Origin of the sequence: Duganella sp. 3397, from assembly GCF_031456625.1 — a bacterium.
Classification (GTDB): Bacteria; Pseudomonadota; Gammaproteobacteria; order Burkholderiales; family Burkholderiaceae_D; genus Rugamonas; species Rugamonas phyllosphaerae.
Genome location: NZ_JAVDVB010000002.1, coordinates 939,892 through 959,350 on the forward strand (window position 1 = coordinate 939,892; position 19,459 = coordinate 959,350).

19 protein-coding genes are annotated in these 19,459 nt (G+C 64.7%); 4 read left to right on the forward strand and 15 right to left on the reverse strand.

Features of this window, described 5'->3' with window-relative positions; translation table 11 throughout:
- Positions 1-114: 114 nt before the first annotated feature.
- From J2X54_RS08565 to J2X54_RS08635, 15 genes are all read right to left on the reverse strand, one after another.
- Positions 115-1,296, reverse strand: coding sequence for a tetratricopeptide repeat protein (locus tag J2X54_RS08565; RefSeq protein ID WP_310179792.1), 1,182 nt, complete (start codon positions 1,294-1,296; stop codon positions 115-117).
- The gene (locus J2X54_RS08570) at positions 1,293-2,198 is read right to left on the reverse strand and encodes an AAA family ATPase (protein ID WP_310179793.1); all 906 of its coding nucleotides are present in this window, start codon (positions 2,196-2,198) and stop codon (positions 1,293-1,295) included. The genes J2X54_RS08565 and J2X54_RS08570 overlap by 4 nt, the downstream gene beginning before the upstream one ends.
- Before the next feature lie 2 nt (positions 2,199-2,200).
- Positions 2,201-3,988: a pilus (MSHA type) biogenesis protein MshL gene (gene mshL, locus J2X54_RS08575; protein ID WP_310179794.1), complete on the reverse strand. Its 1,788-nt coding sequence runs from the start codon at positions 3,986-3,988 to the stop codon at positions 2,201-2,203.
- Positions 3,989-3,990: 2 nt separating this feature from the next.
- On the reverse strand, positions 3,991-4,443 hold the full coding sequence (locus J2X54_RS08580; RefSeq protein WP_310179795.1) for an MSHA biogenesis protein MshK: 453 nt from the start codon (positions 4,441-4,443) through the stop codon (positions 3,991-3,993).
- Positions 4,428-5,330: a hypothetical protein gene (locus J2X54_RS08585; protein ID WP_310179796.1), complete on the reverse strand. Its 903-nt coding sequence runs from the start codon at positions 5,328-5,330 to the stop codon at positions 4,428-4,430. The genes J2X54_RS08580 and J2X54_RS08585 overlap by 16 nt, the downstream gene beginning before the upstream one ends.
- Positions 5,327-5,989, reverse strand: a complete 663-nt coding sequence (locus J2X54_RS08590; RefSeq protein WP_310179797.1) for an MSHA biogenesis protein MshI — start codon at positions 5,987-5,989, stop codon at positions 5,327-5,329. The genes J2X54_RS08585 and J2X54_RS08590 overlap by 4 nt, the downstream gene beginning before the upstream one ends.
- Positions 5,986-6,930 (reverse strand): agglutinin biogenesis protein MshI, encoded by a 945-nt coding sequence (locus J2X54_RS08595; protein ID WP_310179798.1) that lies wholly within the window; start codon positions 6,928-6,930, stop codon positions 5,986-5,988. Before J2X54_RS08595 ends, J2X54_RS08590 begins: the two co-directional genes overlap by 4 nt.
- A gap of 112 nt (positions 6,931-7,042) precedes the next feature.
- On the reverse strand, positions 7,043-7,510 hold the full coding sequence (locus tag J2X54_RS08600; protein WP_310179799.1) for an agglutinin biogenesis protein MshP: 468 nt from the start codon (positions 7,508-7,510) through the stop codon (positions 7,043-7,045).
- Entirely contained in the window at positions 7,507-8,448 is a 942-nt protein-coding gene (locus J2X54_RS08605) for a type II secretion system protein (protein WP_310179800.1), read from the reverse strand. The genes J2X54_RS08600 and J2X54_RS08605 overlap by 4 nt, the downstream gene beginning before the upstream one ends.
- Before the next feature lie 11 nt (positions 8,449-8,459).
- Positions 8,460-9,095 (reverse strand): prepilin-type N-terminal cleavage/methylation domain-containing protein, encoded by a 636-nt coding sequence (locus J2X54_RS08610; protein WP_310179801.1) that lies wholly within the window; start codon positions 9,093-9,095, stop codon positions 8,460-8,462.
- Complete coding sequence (locus J2X54_RS08615) at positions 9,085-9,693, reverse strand: prepilin-type N-terminal cleavage/methylation domain-containing protein (protein ID WP_310179802.1); 609 nt, start codon at positions 9,691-9,693, stop codon at positions 9,085-9,087. The genes J2X54_RS08610 and J2X54_RS08615 overlap by 11 nt, the downstream gene beginning before the upstream one ends.
- A 25-nt stretch (positions 9,694-9,718) precedes the next feature.
- The gene (locus J2X54_RS08620; protein WP_310179803.1) at positions 9,719-10,252 is read right to left on the reverse strand and encodes a type II secretion system protein; all 534 of its coding nucleotides are present in this window, start codon (positions 10,250-10,252) and stop codon (positions 9,719-9,721) included.
- 48 nt (positions 10,253-10,300) lie between these two features.
- Positions 10,301-10,813, reverse strand: coding sequence for a prepilin-type N-terminal cleavage/methylation domain-containing protein (locus tag J2X54_RS08625; protein WP_310179804.1), 513 nt, complete (start codon positions 10,811-10,813; stop codon positions 10,301-10,303).
- 19 nt (positions 10,814-10,832) lie between these two features.
- Complete coding sequence (locus tag J2X54_RS08630; RefSeq protein ID WP_310179805.1) at positions 10,833-12,062, reverse strand: type II secretion system F family protein; 1,230 nt, start codon at positions 12,060-12,062, stop codon at positions 10,833-10,835.
- A gap of 1 nt (position 12,063) precedes the next feature.
- A complete protein-coding gene (locus tag J2X54_RS08635; RefSeq protein WP_310179807.1) occupies positions 12,064-13,767 on the reverse strand; it encodes a GspE/PulE family protein in 1,704 nt (567 codons plus the stop codon).
- A gap of 175 nt (positions 13,768-13,942) precedes the next feature.
- Here J2X54_RS08635 and J2X54_RS08640 point away from each other — a divergent pair, with 175 nt between their 5' ends.
- The 4 genes from J2X54_RS08640 (at position 13,943) to J2X54_RS08655 (ending at position 19,453) form a co-directional block, all read left to right on the forward strand.
- Positions 13,943-14,659 (forward strand): ATP-binding cassette domain-containing protein, encoded by a 717-nt coding sequence (locus J2X54_RS08640; protein ID WP_310179808.1) that lies wholly within the window; start codon positions 13,943-13,945, stop codon positions 14,657-14,659.
- 55 nt (positions 14,660-14,714) lie between these two features.
- On the forward strand, positions 14,715-15,653 hold the full coding sequence (locus tag J2X54_RS08645; protein ID WP_310179810.1) for an AAA family ATPase: 939 nt from the start codon (positions 14,715-14,717) through the stop codon (positions 15,651-15,653).
- A gap of 66 nt (positions 15,654-15,719) precedes the next feature.
- Entirely contained in the window at positions 15,720-17,591 is a 1,872-nt protein-coding gene (locus J2X54_RS08650) for a type II and III secretion system protein (RefSeq protein ID WP_310179811.1), read from the forward strand.
- On the forward strand, positions 17,588-19,453 hold the full coding sequence (locus J2X54_RS08655; protein WP_310179812.1) for a tetratricopeptide repeat protein: 1,866 nt from the start codon (positions 17,588-17,590) through the stop codon (positions 19,451-19,453). The genes J2X54_RS08650 and J2X54_RS08655 overlap by 4 nt, the downstream gene beginning before the upstream one ends.
- Positions 19,454-19,459 lie beyond the last annotated feature (6 nt).

A 19,459-nucleotide genomic window follows, 5' to 3' on the forward strand; every position in this document is an offset into this window, starting at 1 on the left:
GCCTCAATAGTAAGTGTTATATGACATTTCACTTGAAATAATCATCACAATCTTAATATTAAGGCACGCTCAGCAGTATCACCCAACTCTCTTATTAATTGACTGGTGCTCTCACTAAGGTACGGAACGCGCCAACTGGTCGAGCCGGCGGTCGATAAAGGCCAGCAATTCCGGGGTGATGCCGTTGCCGGTGCGGGCGCGCGTAAACGCTTCGCGCGCCTCGGCCGGGTGCTGGTCGGCCTGCATCGAGATGCCGAGGCCCATCCACCACACGCCGTTGAGTGGCGACAGCTTGAGCGCCGCCTGGTAATACCGCGCCGCTTCGGCGTGGCGCTGCTCACGTTGCAGCACGCCGGCCAGGAAACCCTGGTAGTCGGCATTGGCGGCGGCGTGCGGCAAGGTGGTCATCAGGGTTTCCAGCGCCGGACCACCGCGCTCGAGCTGCAAGCGCGCCAGCACCATGGCCAGGCCGGGCTGGCGCGCATCGATGCCGAGCGCCAAACGCAGCTGGCGCATGGCGTCGTCGGGCCGGCGATTTTCCAGCAGCAGCGAGACATAGGTCTGGCGCGCCGCATCGTTGCGCGGATCGATTTCCAGCGCGCGGTCGAGATCGGCCAGGGCCACGCTCAGGCGGCCCTCCTGCAACGCCGCCAGCGCGCGCCGGTAGGTGTTTTCGGAGAGCTGCTTGGGCGTGAGCTCGGGCTTGGTGGTCACGCCCGCCTCGGCGCGCGCGCTGCCCTGGCGCGGCTGGCGCGAAGCGCCAGTGGTGGCATAGGCAGCGGTATCGGCAACGGCAGCGGTCGGCGTTGGCCGGTGGTTGACCGCAGCCGTGCCGGCAGGCGTGGTGGCAGACGTCGTGGCAGACGTGGCGGCAGGAGTCGCAACGGCCGCTGCCGGTCCGGCTTGCCCTTGCGACGCGGACGACACCATGACGGCAGGCTGAGCAAGCACCGGCGCCGCAGTCGGCACTTCTGCAGCCGGCCCGCTGGCCGCTGGCGCCGTCGGCACCGCCGGTGCTGCTGCCGCTGTAGCAGACGGCGCCGTAGCCGGTGGCGCCACCGCCATGACCTGCACCGGTACAGGTACCGGCGTGGCCCGATGCATGGTTTGCCAGCCATACCAGCCGGCCGCAGCTGCGGCCAGCGCCGCCACGCCGACGCCGGCCCCCACCAGCAACAGCGGCCGGCGTTCGCGCTCGGGGGGCGGCGCGGCTTTCAGTTCGCGTTGCTGCAAACCGTCCTCGCGCGCGCCGCCGCGTGCATCGAGATCCTGCAACATTTTATTGATCAGACTCATTTGCTCAGTGCCCATGTGAGACCGCAAGCGGCCACCAGTATTGCCATCCCTGCCGCGCCCCACGCCAGCCGGCTCCGCAGGTGTGGCCGCACCCGCAGTTGCACCGTGTCGCGCGCCGCCATGCTGACATGGCTGCGCGTGACCTGTTGCCGGCCTTCGCCGAAGCACGCCATCAGCGCCTTGTTGGCGATGATGTTAACCAGCCGTGGTATGCCGCCGCTGGCGCCATACAGCCGCGCCACCGCGCCGCGCGTAAACAGCCGGCTGCCATCGTAGCCGGCCACCCGCAGCCGGTGCGCCAGGTAGTAGTCGAGATCGTCGCGCTTGAGCGGTCCCAGGTGGTAATGGAAGGTGATGCGCTGGGCCAGCTGGCGGATCGCATTGTCCTGCAGGCGCAGGTTGAGCTCGGGCTGGCCGAACATAATGATCTGCAACAGCTTGCGCTTCTCGGTTTCCAGGTTCGACAGCAGGCGCAGCGCTTCCAGGCTCTCGATCGGAATCGCCTGCGCTTCGTCGAGCAGCAGCAGCACCTGCTGGTCTTGCTGGGCCAGTGCGATCAGGCGCGCCGTAATCGATTTCAATAACCGGTGCTGATCGACGTCGCGCTCGAACACAATTTCCAGTTCGTCGGCCAGCGCCAGCATCAGGCTGCGCGGCTCCAGCAAGGGGTTGGGGATGTAGGCCGTGACAAAACCATCGCCGATGGTGGCAATGAATTTGCGGCACAGCAGGGTCTTGCCGGTGCCCACTTCGCCGGTGATCTTGATGAAGCCCTCGCCGCTTTTGGCCGCCACCAGCAAGGTATTCAACGCCTCCTGCGAATGCGGGCAGGTAAAGAAATAGCTGGTGTCCGGCGTGATGTTGAACGGCGCTTCACGCAAACCGAAGTGTCTGGCGTACATGGTTACCGGAGCCCCCCGCGCCGCTGCGGATCGAGGTCCTTGATACGGCGGCTGCTATCGAGCAAATCCTGGTTCCAGTCCGACGTCGATTCGATCACGGTCGGCTTGATCAGCACCACCAGCTCGCGCTTTTGCACCACTTCGCCGGTCGAGCGGAATAGCGCGCCCACCACTGGCAAGCCGCCGATGCCCGGCACGCCGGAGCGGTCCGAGGTGGTCGACTGGCGCATCAGGCCGCCGATTGCGACCACCTGGCCGTTCTGGCCGCGCACGATGCTGTCCATCTCCGAGGTGGACGACGACGCCAGCGGCAGCGACAGGCTGCCCAGCGCCACGCCGAGGTTGACCGCCTTGTTGACGGTGGACACCTGGCTCACCGACGGGTGCACGTGCAGGATGATGTTGCCCTGGTCGTCGATCTGCGGCGTCACGTCCAGCACCACCCCCGAGAAGAACGGTTGCAGCGTGACGCTCGGCGTGGTGACCCCGGTGCCGTTGGCATTGTTGTTGGTGGTGGTGCTGACGCCGGTGACGAAGAATTCGTCGGTGCCGATCTTGAGCAGCGCCTTTTGATTGTTAAGCGTGGCAATGCGCGGGCTCGACAACACGTGCACCGTGCCCTGCCCTTCGAGGAAGGAAATCAGGGCGGCGAAATTGCTGGTCTGGAAAGCCAGGCCGAACAACGAGCCCATGGCATCGCCCGCCGCGCCGATCGCCGCGCCGGGATTGGCCACGATGCTGCCGTTGTTGAGCGTGACGCCCGTATTGTTGGCGCCGAGTGGCGCCAGGGCGGTCCCTGGCTGCACCAGCCCGGTGGCAATGCGGCTATTGGTGCTGAGTTTGCCGAAAGCGGACCAGTTGATGCCGCTCTGGAAATTGCTGTTCAATTCCACTTCGAGGATTTTCGCTTCCAGGATCACCTGGCGGTCCACCGACACCTGGGTAGCGCGCAGGTAATCGTCGACATTGCGCAAGGCATCGGGCATGGCGCGGATCACGATCACGCCCGACTGCGGGCTGATGGTGACGCTGCGGCCGTCCTTGCCGCTGTCGACGATGGCGTCGAGCGCGGTTTTCAGTTCCACCCAGAAGTCGCTGGCCGAAGTGGTCTGCACACTGGCAGCGTCGCGCTGCGACTGCGAGCGGCCGCCGTTGCCGCTGTCGCCGCTATTGCCATTGTTATTGCTGCTGTTGCCCGAGTTGTCGTTGCCATTGCCATTGCCGGTATTGCTGCTGCCGCTGCTGCTGGTGCCGGCATTGGCCACCGACGTCGACGACACGCGCAAGCTCGACACGCCCTTGCGGGTGGCGGTCAGGTAATTGACCTTGAACATCTTGGTCTGCATGGTGAGCGGCCGGATGTAGATGCGGGTGCCGTCGATCTTGTAGTCGTAGCCGTACAGTTCGCGTATCGCCTCGAGCGCTTCGAACAGCGTCACGTCCTTCAGATTGGCCGTGATGTTGCCGGTCACGTCGGGATTGATCAGCATGTTGTAGCGGGTGCCGGCCACGATGGAATTGTAGAACTGCTGCACCGGCACGTTGTTGAACGAGACGTTGAAGCGTTCTTCCAGCACTGCGCGCGCCTTGGGCAGCTGTTCGGCCAGTTGCGCCACCGGCGGCAGCAAGGCGCTGGCGACGGCGTCGGCCTGGCTGGCCGCCGGCGGCCTGGCCTTGAGCGCGGCGTCGACCTCGGCGCCGATCTTGTTGTAGGTGTCGGGCTGGGGTGCCGTCTGGCAGCCGGCAAGGATCAGCGTCGTCAGGACGGCAAGGGGCAGGTACTTTTGCATAATCACTTCTCTGGTGCGGTGTTGGGGGCGCTTTGGCGCCGGACCGTGGCGCCGATGTTAGCGTTGGCGTTGGCGTTGGCATTGCCGGCATCGGGATACAGCTTCAAGACCTGGCGCGTGCGGCCATGTTGCAAAACCACGCGATCCTTGCCGACCTGGACCAGGGTGGCGCCGTGGATCTTGTCGCCCACGCGCAGGGCCTGGCCGTCGATCACGGCCACTTGCCGGCCATGATTTCCATTGAGCACAGACTGCAGTTGTGGACCGCTGGGCGCCGGCCCCAAATCAGCTGCGCCGCCAGCGGCAGCCAGGCGCGCTTCGGGCGGCGGCCGGGTGGGGTCGGCCAGTTGCGCCGAGGCCCCTGGCGCGGCGCAGGCCAGCGCCATTGCAAGCACTACTGCCAGCACCGGAGCGGCACCCAGGCGGATGGTGGCGCGGCTCATAGTTTCATCCATTGTTCGTCCAGGCTCAGGGTGTAGAGCGTGAGGGTCAGGCGCGCTTCGGGATACTGCTGGGCATCGAGGCGCGCGCCGCCCCAGAACAGTTGTACCGGCAACGCTTCCAGCGCCTGCATGGTGTTGATCATGTCGAGGTAGCTGCCTTGCAGAACGATTTCCACGCCGTGCCGGTACAGCAGCTCGCGCGGCTTGGCGGTGGCGATGGTGGCAGGGTCGGGCCCAAGCCCAGGCACCGGCATCGGCTGCGGCGCGGTGGCAGGCGTGGTTGCAGCGGTGCTTGCAGCGATGTTTGCCGGGTTGCTGCCCGGTGCGGCGCCTTGGGTGGCCGGTGGCGGCGTTTTTTGCAATGCCGACTGCTGCAAGGCCTGCTCCAGCGCCTGCGCCTGTGCTGACGGCACGCCGTTTGCCGCAGTGCCGGGGGCGGCAGGTGGCGCCGGCGCTGCCGCTTCGTTCATGCCGGTTACCGGCAGCGTCCGCAGCGCCACAAGTGTCAGCTTGCCATTGCCACGCAGCAGGTGCTCGAGCAACGGCGCGATCTTTTCCGGCGCCACCAGTCCCTTCTGCACGGCTTGCAGCCTGGCGCCGACGGTGTCGATCTCGGCCTGTGCCTGGTTCAGTTCGGCGCGGGCCTGGGCGTCGGGATCGACCACGAAACCCTGGGCACGGGCAGCGATTTCGGTATCGATGCCGCTGATCTGGTTTTGCTGCTGGGCGATTTCCGCCAGCAATATGGCCTGCCTGCTGAGCATCGGCTCGACCGCCATGGTGTAGAGCAGGAACAGGATCAGGCCGGTGGCAGTGAGGAACACCAGCGCCCGTTCGCGCAAGGTCATGGCGTCGAGCTTGGTGCTGACCTTGATCCAGGCGTTTTTCAATGGTTTCATTTGGCCTGTCCTCCCGTCGATTGCAGGCTGAACTGCACGTAAGGCGCCGCCGTGGCGGGACCCGGCTGCGCGGCGGCAACAGCACTGGCGGCGGCCGGCGCGAGCGCCGCGTCAGGCCGCGTGATATCGAGGCTGGCAAAGGTTTTACCGCGCATCACGCGCTCGGTTTTCAGGCGGGCGATGTATTGCGGGATCAGGATCGGCTGCATGGCGCGGCCTTCAACGCCGATGTTGGTACCGGCACCAGCGATAGTCACGCCGGTCAGCCACAGGCCGTTGACGTTCTGGCGCGCGAACGCCCGAAAATACTCGGCATAGCCGGCGCTGTTGCCCAGCGCGCCCTGTTGAAGAAACTGCTCCACCCGGTGCAGCGACGCCAGCTCGGCCCGGGCTTGCGCCACATCGGTGGTCAGGGTGGCGCTTTTCTGGCGCGGCGCGAACTGTTTGTTGGCTTCCTGCAAGCGCCGCTCGCGCTCGGCCAGCAGGGTCTTGCCATGGGCGGCGCGCTGCGCCAGCTCATCGACATTGCGGCTGGCGTACCAGGTCATCAACAGTGTGCCCAGCACGATGGCGCCTAGCGCCTCGGCCATCGGCAGCGCCGCGAAGATCTTCTTCTGCTTGAGGAAGATCGGGTTGAACAGGTTGATCTGCTGGCTCACAGCACAACCTCCTCGTGCCGCAGGGCCGCGCCCAGGGTCAGGAAGAAGCGCTGCTGCTGCTCGACATCGGCAAGCGCCGGCACCCGCGAAAGATCGAACACGTCTTCCAGGCCCATGGCTTCGACCGGGGTGTACAGGTTGGCCGCCAGGTATTCGTGCAGTCCGGGCGCGCCGGTGGGCGCCAGCAACAACTTGTTGACGTTGACGTAATTGAACTGGCGGTCGAAATGGTCGAGCGAGCGCTGCAGCTCCAGCGTGATCTTGTCAAAACAACCCTGCTGCTTGTCGGTGTCCGGTTCCAGCAGCTGGGCAATCGTGACGTCGATGCGGCGCGACAGGTACAGCTCGCCCTTGAAAGTAATCGTCAGCAAGCCGCCGTCGGCGTCGAACGACAGCATGGCAAGGCCGCGGCCTTCGGTTTCCAGCAGCGCCGAGATATTGCGTTGCGCCAGGTCGGGAATGTCGATCACCGTCAGCGCCAGCTGGATGTCGGCGAACAGCGCCTGGCGCGCCTGGATCAGCGCATTGCGGGCGGCCACCGCGAACATCGAATGGCCGCGCGACATGCCGTTGGGATCGACCGGGATATCGAGCACGTCGATGGTGGCGTCATCGACGTGGAAGTCGAGCATGTCCTTCAGGCGCCAGCGCACGGCGGTTCTCAATTCGTCCTGGGGCACATTGGGCGCTTCGACTGTCAGCAGCTGGTATTCGCCGCCGCCGAGCATGGTGCCGAGCTGGTAGCTGGCAAGCTTGAATTCCTTGGCGGCGCGTTCGAGCGCCACCGGCGAACGACTGTCGGTGGCGGGCTGAAACGCGGACAGTTCCACCACGGCCTTGCCATCGCGCGCGCGCTGGACGCGGGCGACGCAGAGTCCATCGCGCAAAAAGGAGACGGTGACCCAGCCTTCCTTCTTTTTAGTTCTTGTAAAAAATCCCATGCCCGTGTTTCTCTGTGGTTATGTCGTTGATTATATTCAACTTTCGAATCATTTTTACGCTATTTGACATTCATGCAGTAAAAATACACATTTTCCCGCAGCGCTTGTTTCTTTAAAGCTGCGCCTGCACCACGCGCTGGATGTAGTCGGGACTGTTGTTCGGCGCACAGGCGGTGCCGACCGTGGCATTGCACGCGGTGACGGTGATGGTGATGCGGTTGGCGGTGGGGTCCGCAGCTCCTGACGCGACGCCAAAGCCGGCCGGCGGCGCCTCGCAAGCTACAGTCACCGTGAACCCCGACAAGCTGGTATTGGCCGGCAACGCGAAGGTGTTGGTGGATGGGCAACCGAGGCCGCCCCCTTGCAGTTGGGTGAACAGCGCCCACTCCATCCCGGCTTTGGCCGCCAGGTAGGCGCGCGCGCCCAGTTCGTCCTGGGTGCGGATGACCTGTTGCGTGGTGGTCAGCGACACCACCGCCACGGCTAGCCCGGCCAGCACCACCAGCAGGAAGATCGCCGTCACCAGCGCCACGCCGGACGACTTGCGCAGCCTGCGCGGGTTCATGACAGGTTGGTTCATGGCGTATTGTTCACGTGGATTTGATGGACCAGCGTCACGGTTTCCAAGCCGCTGTCGGGCCTGGTGCGGCCGAGCGTGAGCGTGAGCCCGACCAGCGCCGATTGCCGGTTCGGATTGGTGCCGACGCTGATATTGCATGCCACAACATTGTTTGCCAGCAGCACCCCGGCGGCAGTTGCCGGCTGCGACGGCACCGGGCTGAAACTGGCTGCAACTGACCGCGTGAGCGTGCCAGTGCCGGTAGCGTTGCCCTGGCAGCGAAAGATCACGGGCCTGCCCACCACCTGGAAGCGCTGGTCGGGCGAGGTATTGGGCGGCCTTGGCGTTGCAGCGTTGACCGGCACCGCAAACGGATTGGCCAGTGGCGACACGGCGTTGCCGCCACCGAGCTCGGTCGCCGGCACGGCGCTGAATGAAATCGTCTGCAAGGACGCGGCAATGGCGCTGCCGGTCACGCGCGCCAGGTTGCTGGCGGCATAGGCGTCGGCATCCTGGAAGCCGACGCCGAGGTTGTAGATGGCAATGTAATTCGGCACCCCTGGCGCCATCGCGGCGTTCGCGCCTACCACGCTGAAACTCGTCGCCGCGCCGTTGGTAAAACTGAGCGGCGTGCCGGTCGTGGTGTTGTCTTCCACCGACAGGTAGCGGCCGCCGCCGTAGGTGGGAATGAATTCCAGGAACACCACGCCGCCGACGTTATTCACGCGGGTACTGTTGGGCAACGACGCGCGGATCTCGCGCGCCATGCGGCGCAGGGCCAGGTCGGCGACATCGGTCATCTCGGCGCGGCCCGCAGTGTCGAGGTAACTGGTGACCGGGCGCCGGATGAACAGCACCAGCGTGCCGGCGATGATCGTGGTCAGCACCATCGCGACGATGATCTCCACCAGCGTGAAGCCGCGCTGGCTACGGTGGTGAGCGTGCAACCTGGGCATCATGTTGGACGCCATCACGGCAGCACGTTCGGCGCGTAGCGCGTGCGGTAGGCGTCGAGCCGCACGAATTCGTTGGCCCCGCCGTAGGTGGTGGTAATGGTGATCTGCAGGGCATTGAGGGCGCCGGCGCTGGACGTGATCGCCGCCCCCGCAGGACCGAGCCCGGCGACGAAATTGAGCGTGACGGTAGAGCGGATGGGCGCCAGCGAGGCATTGCCCATGGTGGCGCCGGTGCTGTCCACGCCGAGCCGGTTGCCGCTAATGTCGACGTCCACGTTGTTCACAGCGAACGTGAACGTGGGCTGGCCGGCCACCAGGGCATAGTCGGCGACATTGCCGTACGGGCGATTGGCGCCAGCTGCGCGCGCACCCACCCGCATCGGGGTAGTACAAGCGGCCTGGTTGGCGGCGCTGGCGGCGTTCGGATCGTCGGGCGTACAAAAGGTAAAGCGCGCCAGTTGTACCTCTTCCATCAGCGCTTCGGCAATCATCAGCGCCTGCTTGCGGCGCAGCGGTTCGGCGCTGGACTTGTTGCTGAGATTGATCACGCCGATGATGCCGGCTGCCGCAACGCCCATGATCACCATGAAGAGGATCAGCTCGATGAGGGTGACGCCGCGGGCGCGCCTGGAAAACTGTCTAGAACACATAACCGGTCTCCGCCTCGACATTGAGCGTGGCGGTCTGGTTGCCGCTGCTGAAGTTGAGCGTCAGCCGGGTGAAGCCGGATACGCCGTCGACGGCGTCGCCGCTGTTGAACGGCCGTCCCGCTGCATCGAAATAGAAATATCCATTCTGTGCCATTTCAGTGCGCGGCGCCGTGCTGGCGATGCCGATGCCGGGACTGCCCAGGCATGCCCAGTTGGCCACGTAGGCGCCGCCGACGGGAAACACGCAGAACGCGCGGGTGGCAGTGGTACCGTTGTTGGTGCCGCCCGGCGCCTGGGCCAGGTTGGCGGCCGTATTGCAGACCGTCCCCGTGGCAGGGTTCACGTCGAAGCACACCGCGAAGCCGGCAGGCGTGGAGCGCACGTACACCGGACGGTTCTGGGCGATGGCGAGCTTCTGGGCGTAGCGTATCAGTGCCTTGGCCTGGTCGGCGAACGCCCTGGCTTCGAACACCTGGCGGTCCACGAACCTGCTGCCGACCACCGCGCCCATGATGCCGATCAGGACTATCACCATGATCAGTTCGATCATGGTGAAGCCGGCGCGGCCAGAACACCTGCCTGCCCTGAACTGCAACATGTCCGCCCTTGTCTATTCGGCTAGCTTATGAACGGCAGTTTGCGGGAGTGGGTGCATTCGACACCACTGGCGGGGTGTTGGCGGCCACCGACTGAGTGTAAGTAATGAAGCAATTGACCGCAGTAGCGGTACCGGCAATGCCACGTGGGACCACAGCGAAACCGTTGGCCGGAATTGCCGGGGTGGTTGCCGTAGCGGCAGTGAGCGCAGCGGCACCGGGGATAAGGGTGTAATCATTGGCAGTCAGTCCAGCAGCATCGAATAGAGTCTGACCGGCAAGTGGATAGCCATTGGCATCCATCAGAACCACGATGCCCTCGAACGTCGGATTGACAGGATTGACCAACCACGCGCCACGTGCCGTCGCGGCAGTCGACGCCAACGAGCCGCGTACCGCGTTAAGCGACGCCACGCGCGCATCGCCGCTCAGATTACTAAATCGGGGCAACGCCACCGCAGCCAGAATACCGAGAATCACGATCACAACGATCAGCTCGATCAGGGTGAAACCCGACTGTGCGCCACGGGCGCGGGTGACGGACATCGCTTGCTTGTTCATATACTTCTCCAAATCGGACATTGAATGAGAAAAACCCGCGTCATCACGTCAGGTCTTCACTTGCTCGATGTCGAGACCGACCACCGTACCGGCCGCGTTTTCCGCAACGCCAGATGTGTTGAGCAAGTGCAACAATTTTACCTTGAATTTCAAACGTTTCGCCTGACCCTGAGAAAATGTTTCCGCATTATTTAACAAATAAACGACGCTCTTGTCGCTTCGGTCATAACACCAGTTGCCGGGGCCGATCTGCGCGTCAGACGGAGCGTAATATTCACCTGCATAATTGACAGGCTTGCTCTTTAACCAGTTGAACGGATTTTCTTCGGCCAACATCGTTAAATTTGAGCTGCCACTTGGCAACTTGCCTTGCTCAACGCGGCTTTGCAGCGATAATCGCAAGTTGGCAACAGTTGTTTGCAAAGAAACACGTTCAGCTTGGCCCTGGTAATACGCGATGCGATTGAGCAGGACCGTCGCCAAAACGGCCACGATGGCGACCGCCACGACAAATTCCAGCAAAGAGTATCCGCGTTGTTTTGGCGTCACAAGGTTTGTCATAACACTCACGCCGGCGCACTCAGTGCGGCAGCGCCGCTTTGCCCAGGTCCCAGATCGGCAGGAAAATGCCCAGCGCGAGGATCAGTACCATAATGCCGAGAAACACGATCATGATCGGTTCGATCTGCGCCGACAGCGTCTTGAGTTCGTAATCGACCTCGCGCTCGTACATTTGCGCCACTTCGTCCATCAGGTCGTCGATGGCGCCGCTTTCTTCGCCCACCGCGATCATTTGCAGCACCACCGGGGTGAACACGCCGGCGGCGGCGGCCGTGCGCAGGATGCTGTCGCCGCGCTCGACGCCGTCGCGCATCTGTTCCACCCGCGCCGACAGGTAAGCGTTATCGACCGTTTGCGACACCACGGTGAGCGCCTGCACGATCGGTACGCCGCTGCGCGAGGACAGCGCAAAGCTGCGCGCAAAACGCGCCAGCGTGGCTTTCAGGATAATTTTGCCGGCCACCGGGATGGTCAGCTTGAACTTGTCCCAGCGATAGCGGCCGCTGGTAGTGCGGATCCAGCTGCGAAAGCCCAGGGTGCCGGCCACTGTCACCACCGCCAGCACGGGCCAGTAGCGCACGGTAAAGCTGGACGTGCCGATCAGGATGCGTGTCATCAACGGCAATTCGGCGTGCATGCTGGCAAACACGCCGGCAAATGCCGGAATCACGAACATGTTGACCACCACCATGGCGGCAATCATGGCGAACACCACGAAGCTCGGATAGCGCAGCGCGGTCTTGACGCGCTCGCGCATGTCGCGGTCGAATTCCAGGTGATCGAACAGGCGCAGGAACACGTCTTCCAGGCGGCCGGTCATCTCCCCCACCCGCACCATCGACAGGTAGAACGGCGTAAACACGTCCGGGTGGCGGCGCATGGCGGCCGACAGTTCGCGGCCCGAATCGAGCGACTCGCGCAAATCCTTGATCACCTTGGCGAACGATTTGCTCACCGCCGACTCCTGCAAGCCGGCCAGGCCGCGCATGATCGGCACGCCCGACTTGAGCAGCGTGTACAGCTGGCGGCTGAACAGCTGCACGTCCATCGACGTCACCTTTTTTTCCAGCAGCCTGGCCCACCAGCCCTCGCCGTCGTCGGCCACGCGCTTCTGGGTGACGGTAATTTCGATCGGCGTCACGCCGGTGTTGAACAACTGGTCGGCCACGGCGCCGCTGTCGGGCGCTTCCAGCACACCCTGCATCAGTTCGCCGCGCGCGTTGCGGGCCTTGTAGGCGAAATACGGCACGTCACTCCTCGACCTGGTTGCTGATGCGCATCGCTTCAGCGATGGTGGTGCGGCCTTGCACCACCAGTTGCACCGCGTGGCGGCGCAGGGTTTCGCCAGCCATTTGCTGCTGCGCCACCTTGAGGAAGTGCGACGGGTTCGGATCGTTGGCCGCATCGACCACGGCGCGCGTCATTTCCAGCAGCTCGTACACGCCGGTACGGCCGCGGTAGCCCATGCCGTTGCAATGCGAACAGCCCTTGCCGTGGAAGTAACGCGCCATGTCCACCTTGTCGTTCAATTCCAGGCTCAGCCATTCACGTTCGGACGGTGTCGGCTGGTAAGGCGTGGTGCAGCTTTCGCAAATGGTGCGCACCAGGCGCTGCGCCAGCACCGCCTGCAGCGAGCTGCCCACCATGTAGCGCGGCACGCCCATGTCCATCAGCCGCAGCGGCGTGCTGATGGCGTCGTTGGTGTGCAGCGTCGATAGCACCAGGTGGCCGGTCATGGCGGCGCGCAGGCCGATCTGCGCGGTCTCCTGGTCGCGCATCTCGCCCACCAGCACGATGTCGGGATCCTGGCGCAGCGCCGAGCGCAGCACGCGGGCAAAGTCGAGCTCGATCTTTTCGTTGACCTGGACCTGGTTGATGCCCGCCAGGCGGTACTCGACCGGATCTTCCACCGTGATCAGCTTTTTTTCGACCGAATTGAGTTCGGCCAGCGCGCAGTACAGCGTGGTGGTCTTGCCGCTGCCGGTGGGGCCGGTCACCAGCACCAGGCCGTTGGGGCGCTGGACGATGGCGCGGAATTTTTCCACCAGCGCGCGCGGCATGCCGATGGCGTCGAGCCGCAACTGGGCGCTGCTCTGGTTCAGCAGGCGCATCACCACCGATTCGCCGTACTGGGTGGGCATGGTCGAGATCCGCACGTCGATGCGCTGGTTGCGCACGCGCACGGCAAAACGGCCATCCTGCGGCAGGCGTTTTTCCGAGATGTCGAGGTCCGACATCAGCTTCAGGCGCAACGCCAGCGACGGTGCGATCTTGATATCGGTCTCGGTTTGCAGGTGCAGCACGCCGTCGATGCGGAAGCGGATCTGCAGGCGCCCCTCCTGCGGCTCGATGTGGATGTCGGACGCGCGCACCTGGGTGGCGTCGTCGAACACCGATTGCAGCAGCTTGACGATCGGTGCTTCTTCCAGGTTGGGATTGGCGGCCAGCGCGCCGAAGTCCACCGACACGTCGCCCAGATCCTGCTCGAGCTCGCGCGCCAGGTCGGAGATGTCCTCGGTGCGGCGGTAGATGCGGTCGATCACGCCCAGCACCTCGGTCTCGTTGACCACGGCCAGCTCGATCGGCTGTTTGACGATGCGGGCAATCTCGTCGTACGCGAACAGGTCGGTCGGGTCGGAAATGCCGACCAGCAAGGTGCCCTTGCGATCTTCCAGCACCAGCGCGCGGAAGCGGCGCGCCTGGGTCTCGGGCAGCATGCGCACGATCTCGGGATTGACGTTGAAGAATTTCAGGTTCAGGTACGGAATATCGAGCTGGCGCGCCAGCGCGTTGGCGATTTGCTCTTCGGTGACATAACCGTTTTCGACGAACACGCGCCCCAGCTTGCGGCCGCTGCGCTTTTGCTCGGTCAGCGCCAGTCCCAGTTGCTCTTCCGACAGCAGCTTTTGCTGGACCAGGATTTCTCCCAACCTGACTTTTTCCGGCCTTGCCATACCTGCTCCCTGTTCAATCCGCGATGGCATCAATAAATGCCTCAAAACAACTTGCCAGACATTCTAGACGAGAATGTGACATTTGCGATGAAGAAACACGAAACGATGTCGCATTCCGCGCACGAATACGCTACAGTGTTACATCATTTCCCACCGGCTACTATTCCCTTGCTTCATGACTGAAACTGCCCTGCGCTTCCAGCAAGTCGTCAAACGCTATGGACCGTCCGGCGTGCTGCAGGGAGTCGATCTGGCGGTGCAGGCCGGCGAATGTTTCGGCCTGGTCGGCGTGAACGGCGCCGGCAAGACCAGCCTGATCAAGTGCCTGCTCGATTTTTGCGCACTCGACGGCGGCGCCATTGCCATCTTCGGCCAACCGCACGACCAGCCGGCCAGCCGCGCGCCGCTGGGCTTTTTGCCCGAGCGTTTTACGCCGCCGTATTACCTGACCGGCGCCGACTTCATCAAGTACCTGCTGACCTTGCAAGGCGTGAAGGTGGATGCAGCGGCGGTGGCCGCCATGCTGGCCGCGCTCGACCTCGACGCGGCGGCGTTGAAAAAAACCGTGCGCCATTATTCGAAAGGCATGACGCAAAAGCTGGGCCTGGCCGCCTGCCTGCTGTCGCCCAAGCGGCTGTATGTGCTCGACGAACCGATGAGCGGCCTCGATCCGAAAGCGCGTGCGCTGTTGAAGCAACAACTGCGCACCTTGCAACAGCGCGGCAGCACGCTGTTTTTGACCTCGCACGCGCTGGCCGATGTGGATGAACTGTGCGACCGCATGGCCATCCTGCACGACGGTGCCATCCGGTTTACCGGCACGCCCGCCGACTGCCGCGCGCATTACGGCGCCCAGACATTGGAACAAGCCTTCCTGGCTTGCATCGCTTGATGGAACCGTGGATAAACCTACTGCGCGGCCCGCTACGGTTTCTCGAGGTTCCGGAATGACCACGTCGGCCATGTACCAGCAACACTTCGGGCTGCGCGAGTCGCCGTTCGGCATCACGCCCAATCCGGCGTTTTTTTACGCGGGCAATACGCGCGGCGAGATCCTCGAGGCGCTGCTGTACGCGGTGTGCCACGGTGAGGGCATCGTCAAGGTCACCGGCGAAGTGGGCGCCGGCAAGACCATGTTGTGCCGCATGCTGGAAAGCCGCCTGCCCGGACATATCGAGGTGATCTACCTGGTCAACCCCAACCTGGACCCGGTGGAAGTGCAGTACGCGATCGCAGCCGAACTGGGCCTGGCCACGCGCGGCTACCGGGTCGATGAAATCCAGCGCGCCGTGCACACGCACTTGATCGCCCTGCACGGCCAGGGCCGCAACGTGGTGCTGCTGGTGGAGGAGGCGCAAGCCATGCCACTGGCCACGCTGGAAGCGATCCGCCTGCTGACCAACCTCGAGACGGCCAGCAGCAAGCTGCTGCAAATCGTGCTGTTCGGCCAGCCGGAGCTGGACCGCCACCTCGACCTGCCATCGATGCGGCAACTGAAGGAACGCATCACCCACAGCTTCGAGGTGCCGGCGCTGGCGTCGTCGCTGGTGGCGGAGTTCCTGGCGTTCCGGCTGGCGGCGGCCGGCCATGGCGGCGCGCCGGTATTCAGCAACGATGCGGTGCGGCTGATCGGTGACGCGTCGGAAGGCATCGTGCGGCGGATTAACGTGTTGGCCGACAAGGCGCTGCTGGCGGCGTTCGCCGACGATGCCGGCACGGTCGAGGCGCGCCACGCCCGGCTGGCGATTGCCGAGTCGCCCTATCGGTCCTATCGCACGTCCCGTTTGAAGGGCTTGCAGCCACGTACTGTTGTAACGGCGTGTTTGCTGTGCCTGGTATTTGTTGCAATCTGTTGGAGCGTCCTTGCGACCGCTTCCGAATTGTAAGATCATGGTCGTTATATTGCAAATTCACAACATCATCCTGTGGTGTCACCGGGCCGGAAAGACTCAATGAAAAAACTAGCCTGTTCCCTGTTGCCCGTCGCTTCGTTGATCCTGGCAGGTTGCGCCACGCGCGCGCTGCCGCCCTCGCCCACCCACATCTCGGAGCCGCCGCGCCCGGCCGGGGCGATTCCCGAGCCGGTGCGCCAGAGCGCCATGCTGCCGCCGCCCAAAGCTACCGCCAAGGTGGAAACCTACAGCGTGACCGTGCACAAGGTCCCGGTGCAGTCACTGCTGTTCGCGCTGGCGCGCGACGCCGGCCTCAATGTCGACGTCCATCCGGGCGTGGAAGGCAGCGTCACCCTGAATGCGCTCGACCAGACCCTGCCGCAACTGCTGGCGCGCATCCAGCGCCAGGTGGACATGCGCTACGAGATCAACGGCACCACCCTGACCGTGTTGCCCGATACGCCGGAGTGGCGCAACTACAAGGTGGACTACGTCAACATTGCGCGCAGCACCAACAGCAGCGTCAATATCGCCACCCAGATTTCCACGACCGGTGGCGGCAGCAGCGCATCGAACCCGGTCGGCGCGGCCAGCGGCACCGGCCAGAATGGCGGCAGCAGCGGCGGTTCGTTTGGCGGCAGCAGCGCCACGAACAATCCGAGCAATAACTCGACCACCGTGGTCAACAACCGTTCGGACAACAATTTCTGGTACAGCCTGGAAAAGAATATCCGCGACATGCTGCGCCCGACCACCATCAACGACAAGCTGGTCGATCCGCTGGCGGCGCCGCAGCCGGGCCAGAATGGCCAAACCGGCCAAACCGGCCAAGCAACAGGTGCGCAGGGGGCGAACAGTCAGCAGCAAGCGTCGCCGTCGCCGTTCGATGGCGGCGCCTTCGGCGGCAACCGCAACACCACCACCAATTCGGTGGTGGTCAATGCCGAGGGCGGCCTGATCGCGGTGCGCGCCACCAGCCGCCAGCACGAAAAGATCCGCGAGTTCCTCGATATCGTGCTGGGCGCCGCCAAGCGGCAGGTGCTGATCGAAGCCACCGTGCTGGAAGTCAAACTGAGCAACAACTACCAGCAGGGCATCAACTGGTCGACCATTTCAGGCGGCAACGTGCAGTTTTCACAGAGGGCGATCGGCCAGACCGGTTTGCCCAGCGGCGTCAATCCCGGCACCAGCCCCGGCGCCTTCCTGCTGACCTACTCGGCGGCCGGCAAGCTGGGCAACCTGACCACGGCGATCCAGTTGCTGGAATCGTTCGGCAAGGTGAAAGTGCTGTCGAGCCCGAAAATCAGCGTGATGAACAACCAGACCGCGCTGCTCAAGGTGGTCGACAACAACGTGTTCTTCTCGATCAAGGTCACGCCGGCCGTGCTGGGCACCAACGGCACGCCGATTTCGCAGGCCGTGTACGAATCGAAGCTCGAGACGGTGCCGGTCGGCTTCGTCATGAGCGTGACGCCGCAGATCTCCGACAACGACGAGGTCACCATCAATGTCCGCCCCACCATTACCCGCATTGTCGGTTACGTCAACGACCCGAATCCGGCGCTGGCCGACGCCAAGGTGACCAGCCGGGTGCCGGTGATCCAGGCGCGCGAGCTGGAGTCGCTGATGAAGGTACCGAGCGGGCAGATCGCCGTGATGGGCGGCCTGATGCAGGACAGCGTGGACAACCTCAAGGACGGCATCCCGCTGCTGTCGAGCGTGCCCGTGATCGGCGACCTGTTCTCGTTCCGCAATGAAACCAGCACCAAGACCGAGCTGGTGATCTTCATGCGGCCGGTCGTGATCAAGGACGCCAGCGTCAACGGCGACTACCGCAACTACCGCGACCTGCTGCCGGGCGAACCCGACACCGAACCGTACCCGGTACCGTCCACCTACCCTGTCCCTACCGCCAAGGCCAACGGATCATGAGCTTGTTAATGCAAGCGCTCAAGAAAGCCGAGCGCGCCAAACAGAATGCCGCCGGCGACACCGAGGTGGACCGGCCATCGCGCGAGTTCGACGATATCCTGGCGCTGACGCCGGAACCGCAGGCGGCGGTCGTGGCTGGTAATGCAGGCTCTGCCGCACCTGCCGCAGCGGCTGGCGCGGCGTCGGCCCGGCGCGAGCTCAGCCTGGACTTCGAACCGTCGTTCAGCCTGGAGCAGCCCTCGCCCACCGGCGCTGCCGCCGCCAGCGACACGCTGCGCCCGATGCCGGACCCGGTACCGCCGAACGCACCGCAGCATGAATCTAGCCTGTCTTTCGACCTGGCGCCCGACCCGGCCGCGCCGCCTGCGCGCGGGACGTCGGCATCTGCCGCCGCCAGCGCTGGTCCAGGCGACCACGCTTCACTTGGCGCAGACAGTGGCGGTCTCGATGCCGCCGGCCTGTCGCGTGCCGGGACTGCGCCAGCTTCTCGCCAGGGTTCCGGGACCGGAACCGTGACCGGAACCGGGACCGGTACCGGGACCGGAACCGGGACCGAATACAGCGCATCGCCAGCCGGGTTCGATCCGGTCACCGGTGCGCCGCTTCGCACCAGCGCGACAGCCGCCGCCGGCGCAGCTGCCGCCAGCGCCGAAGCGGCCCGGCCGCGCGCCACGCCACGCGCCAGCAACGGCAATGGCAACTACAACGGCAATGGCAATGGCAATGGCAATGGCAACAACGGCAGCAGCAAGGACGCCACACCACGCGCCCGCGTCAGCGCGGCAGCCGCCGCCAGCGCCGAGCCGCCAGGCATGGACCCGGAACGCCTGCGCCTGATCGGCCTGCTGTCGGTCCTGGCGCTGATCATCCTGGGCTTCGGTTACTACTACTGGCAGGCCGTGATGGCGCCGGGCGCGGGCTCGCGCCTGCCACCGGTCGCCATGCCGCCAGCGGGCGCCACCGGCGCTACCGGCCCTGGCGCGGTGCAGATCGTCGGACCAGCCGGCAGCAGCGATCCATCAGCCCTCGGCAATGGTGTCGATCCGTCGGGCGGCGATCCGTCGGGCGGCGATCCGTCGGTGGCCGGCATGCTGGCGCCGTCGCCAATGGGCGGCATGGGCCGCGCCGCCCGCGCCGACCTCGAACGCCGCCTGGAACGCACCGAGCAGGAACTGGCCGCCGCCCAGCAGGCGATCCAGGCGCAGGCGAATACGCCGCGCCAGGAGCGCCTGCCGCCCGTGGCCGCGCCCGACAACACCGACATCCGCGTGGCGCGCAGCGTGCAGCCGGCGCGCATCGCCCCGGCGCTGACCAACGCTTACGAGGCGCTGGGTACGGGCGACCTGGCTAACGCCCAGCAACAATACCAGGCCGCGCTGCGCCAGGATCCCAACAGCCGCGACGCCCTGCTGGGCCTGGCCACGGTCGCCGCGCGCCAGAACCAGGGTGCGCAAGCCTCGAGCTACTACCTGCGCCTGCTCGAGCTCGACCCGAATGACGCCACCGCCGTGGCCGGCCTGGTGGGCATGAGCGGCGGCGACATCGGCCAGAACGAGCGGCGCCTGAAAGCGATTTTGACCGGCAATCCCGAGGCCGGCCCGGTGCTGTTCGCCTTGGGCAACCTGTACGCCCAGCAAAGTCGCTGGCCCGAAGCGCAGCAGACGTATTTCCGCGCCTACTCGGCCGCACCCGACAACGCCGACTACGCCTACAACCTGGCCATCGGCCTCGACCGCCTGAACCAGGGCAAGCTGGCGCTGACGTATTACCAGCGCGCGCTGGCGCTGGGTCAGGACAAGCCGGCCGGTTTCGACCGCACCGCGCTGCGCCAGCGCATGCACGAGTTGAGCGGGGCGCACTAGGAGTTC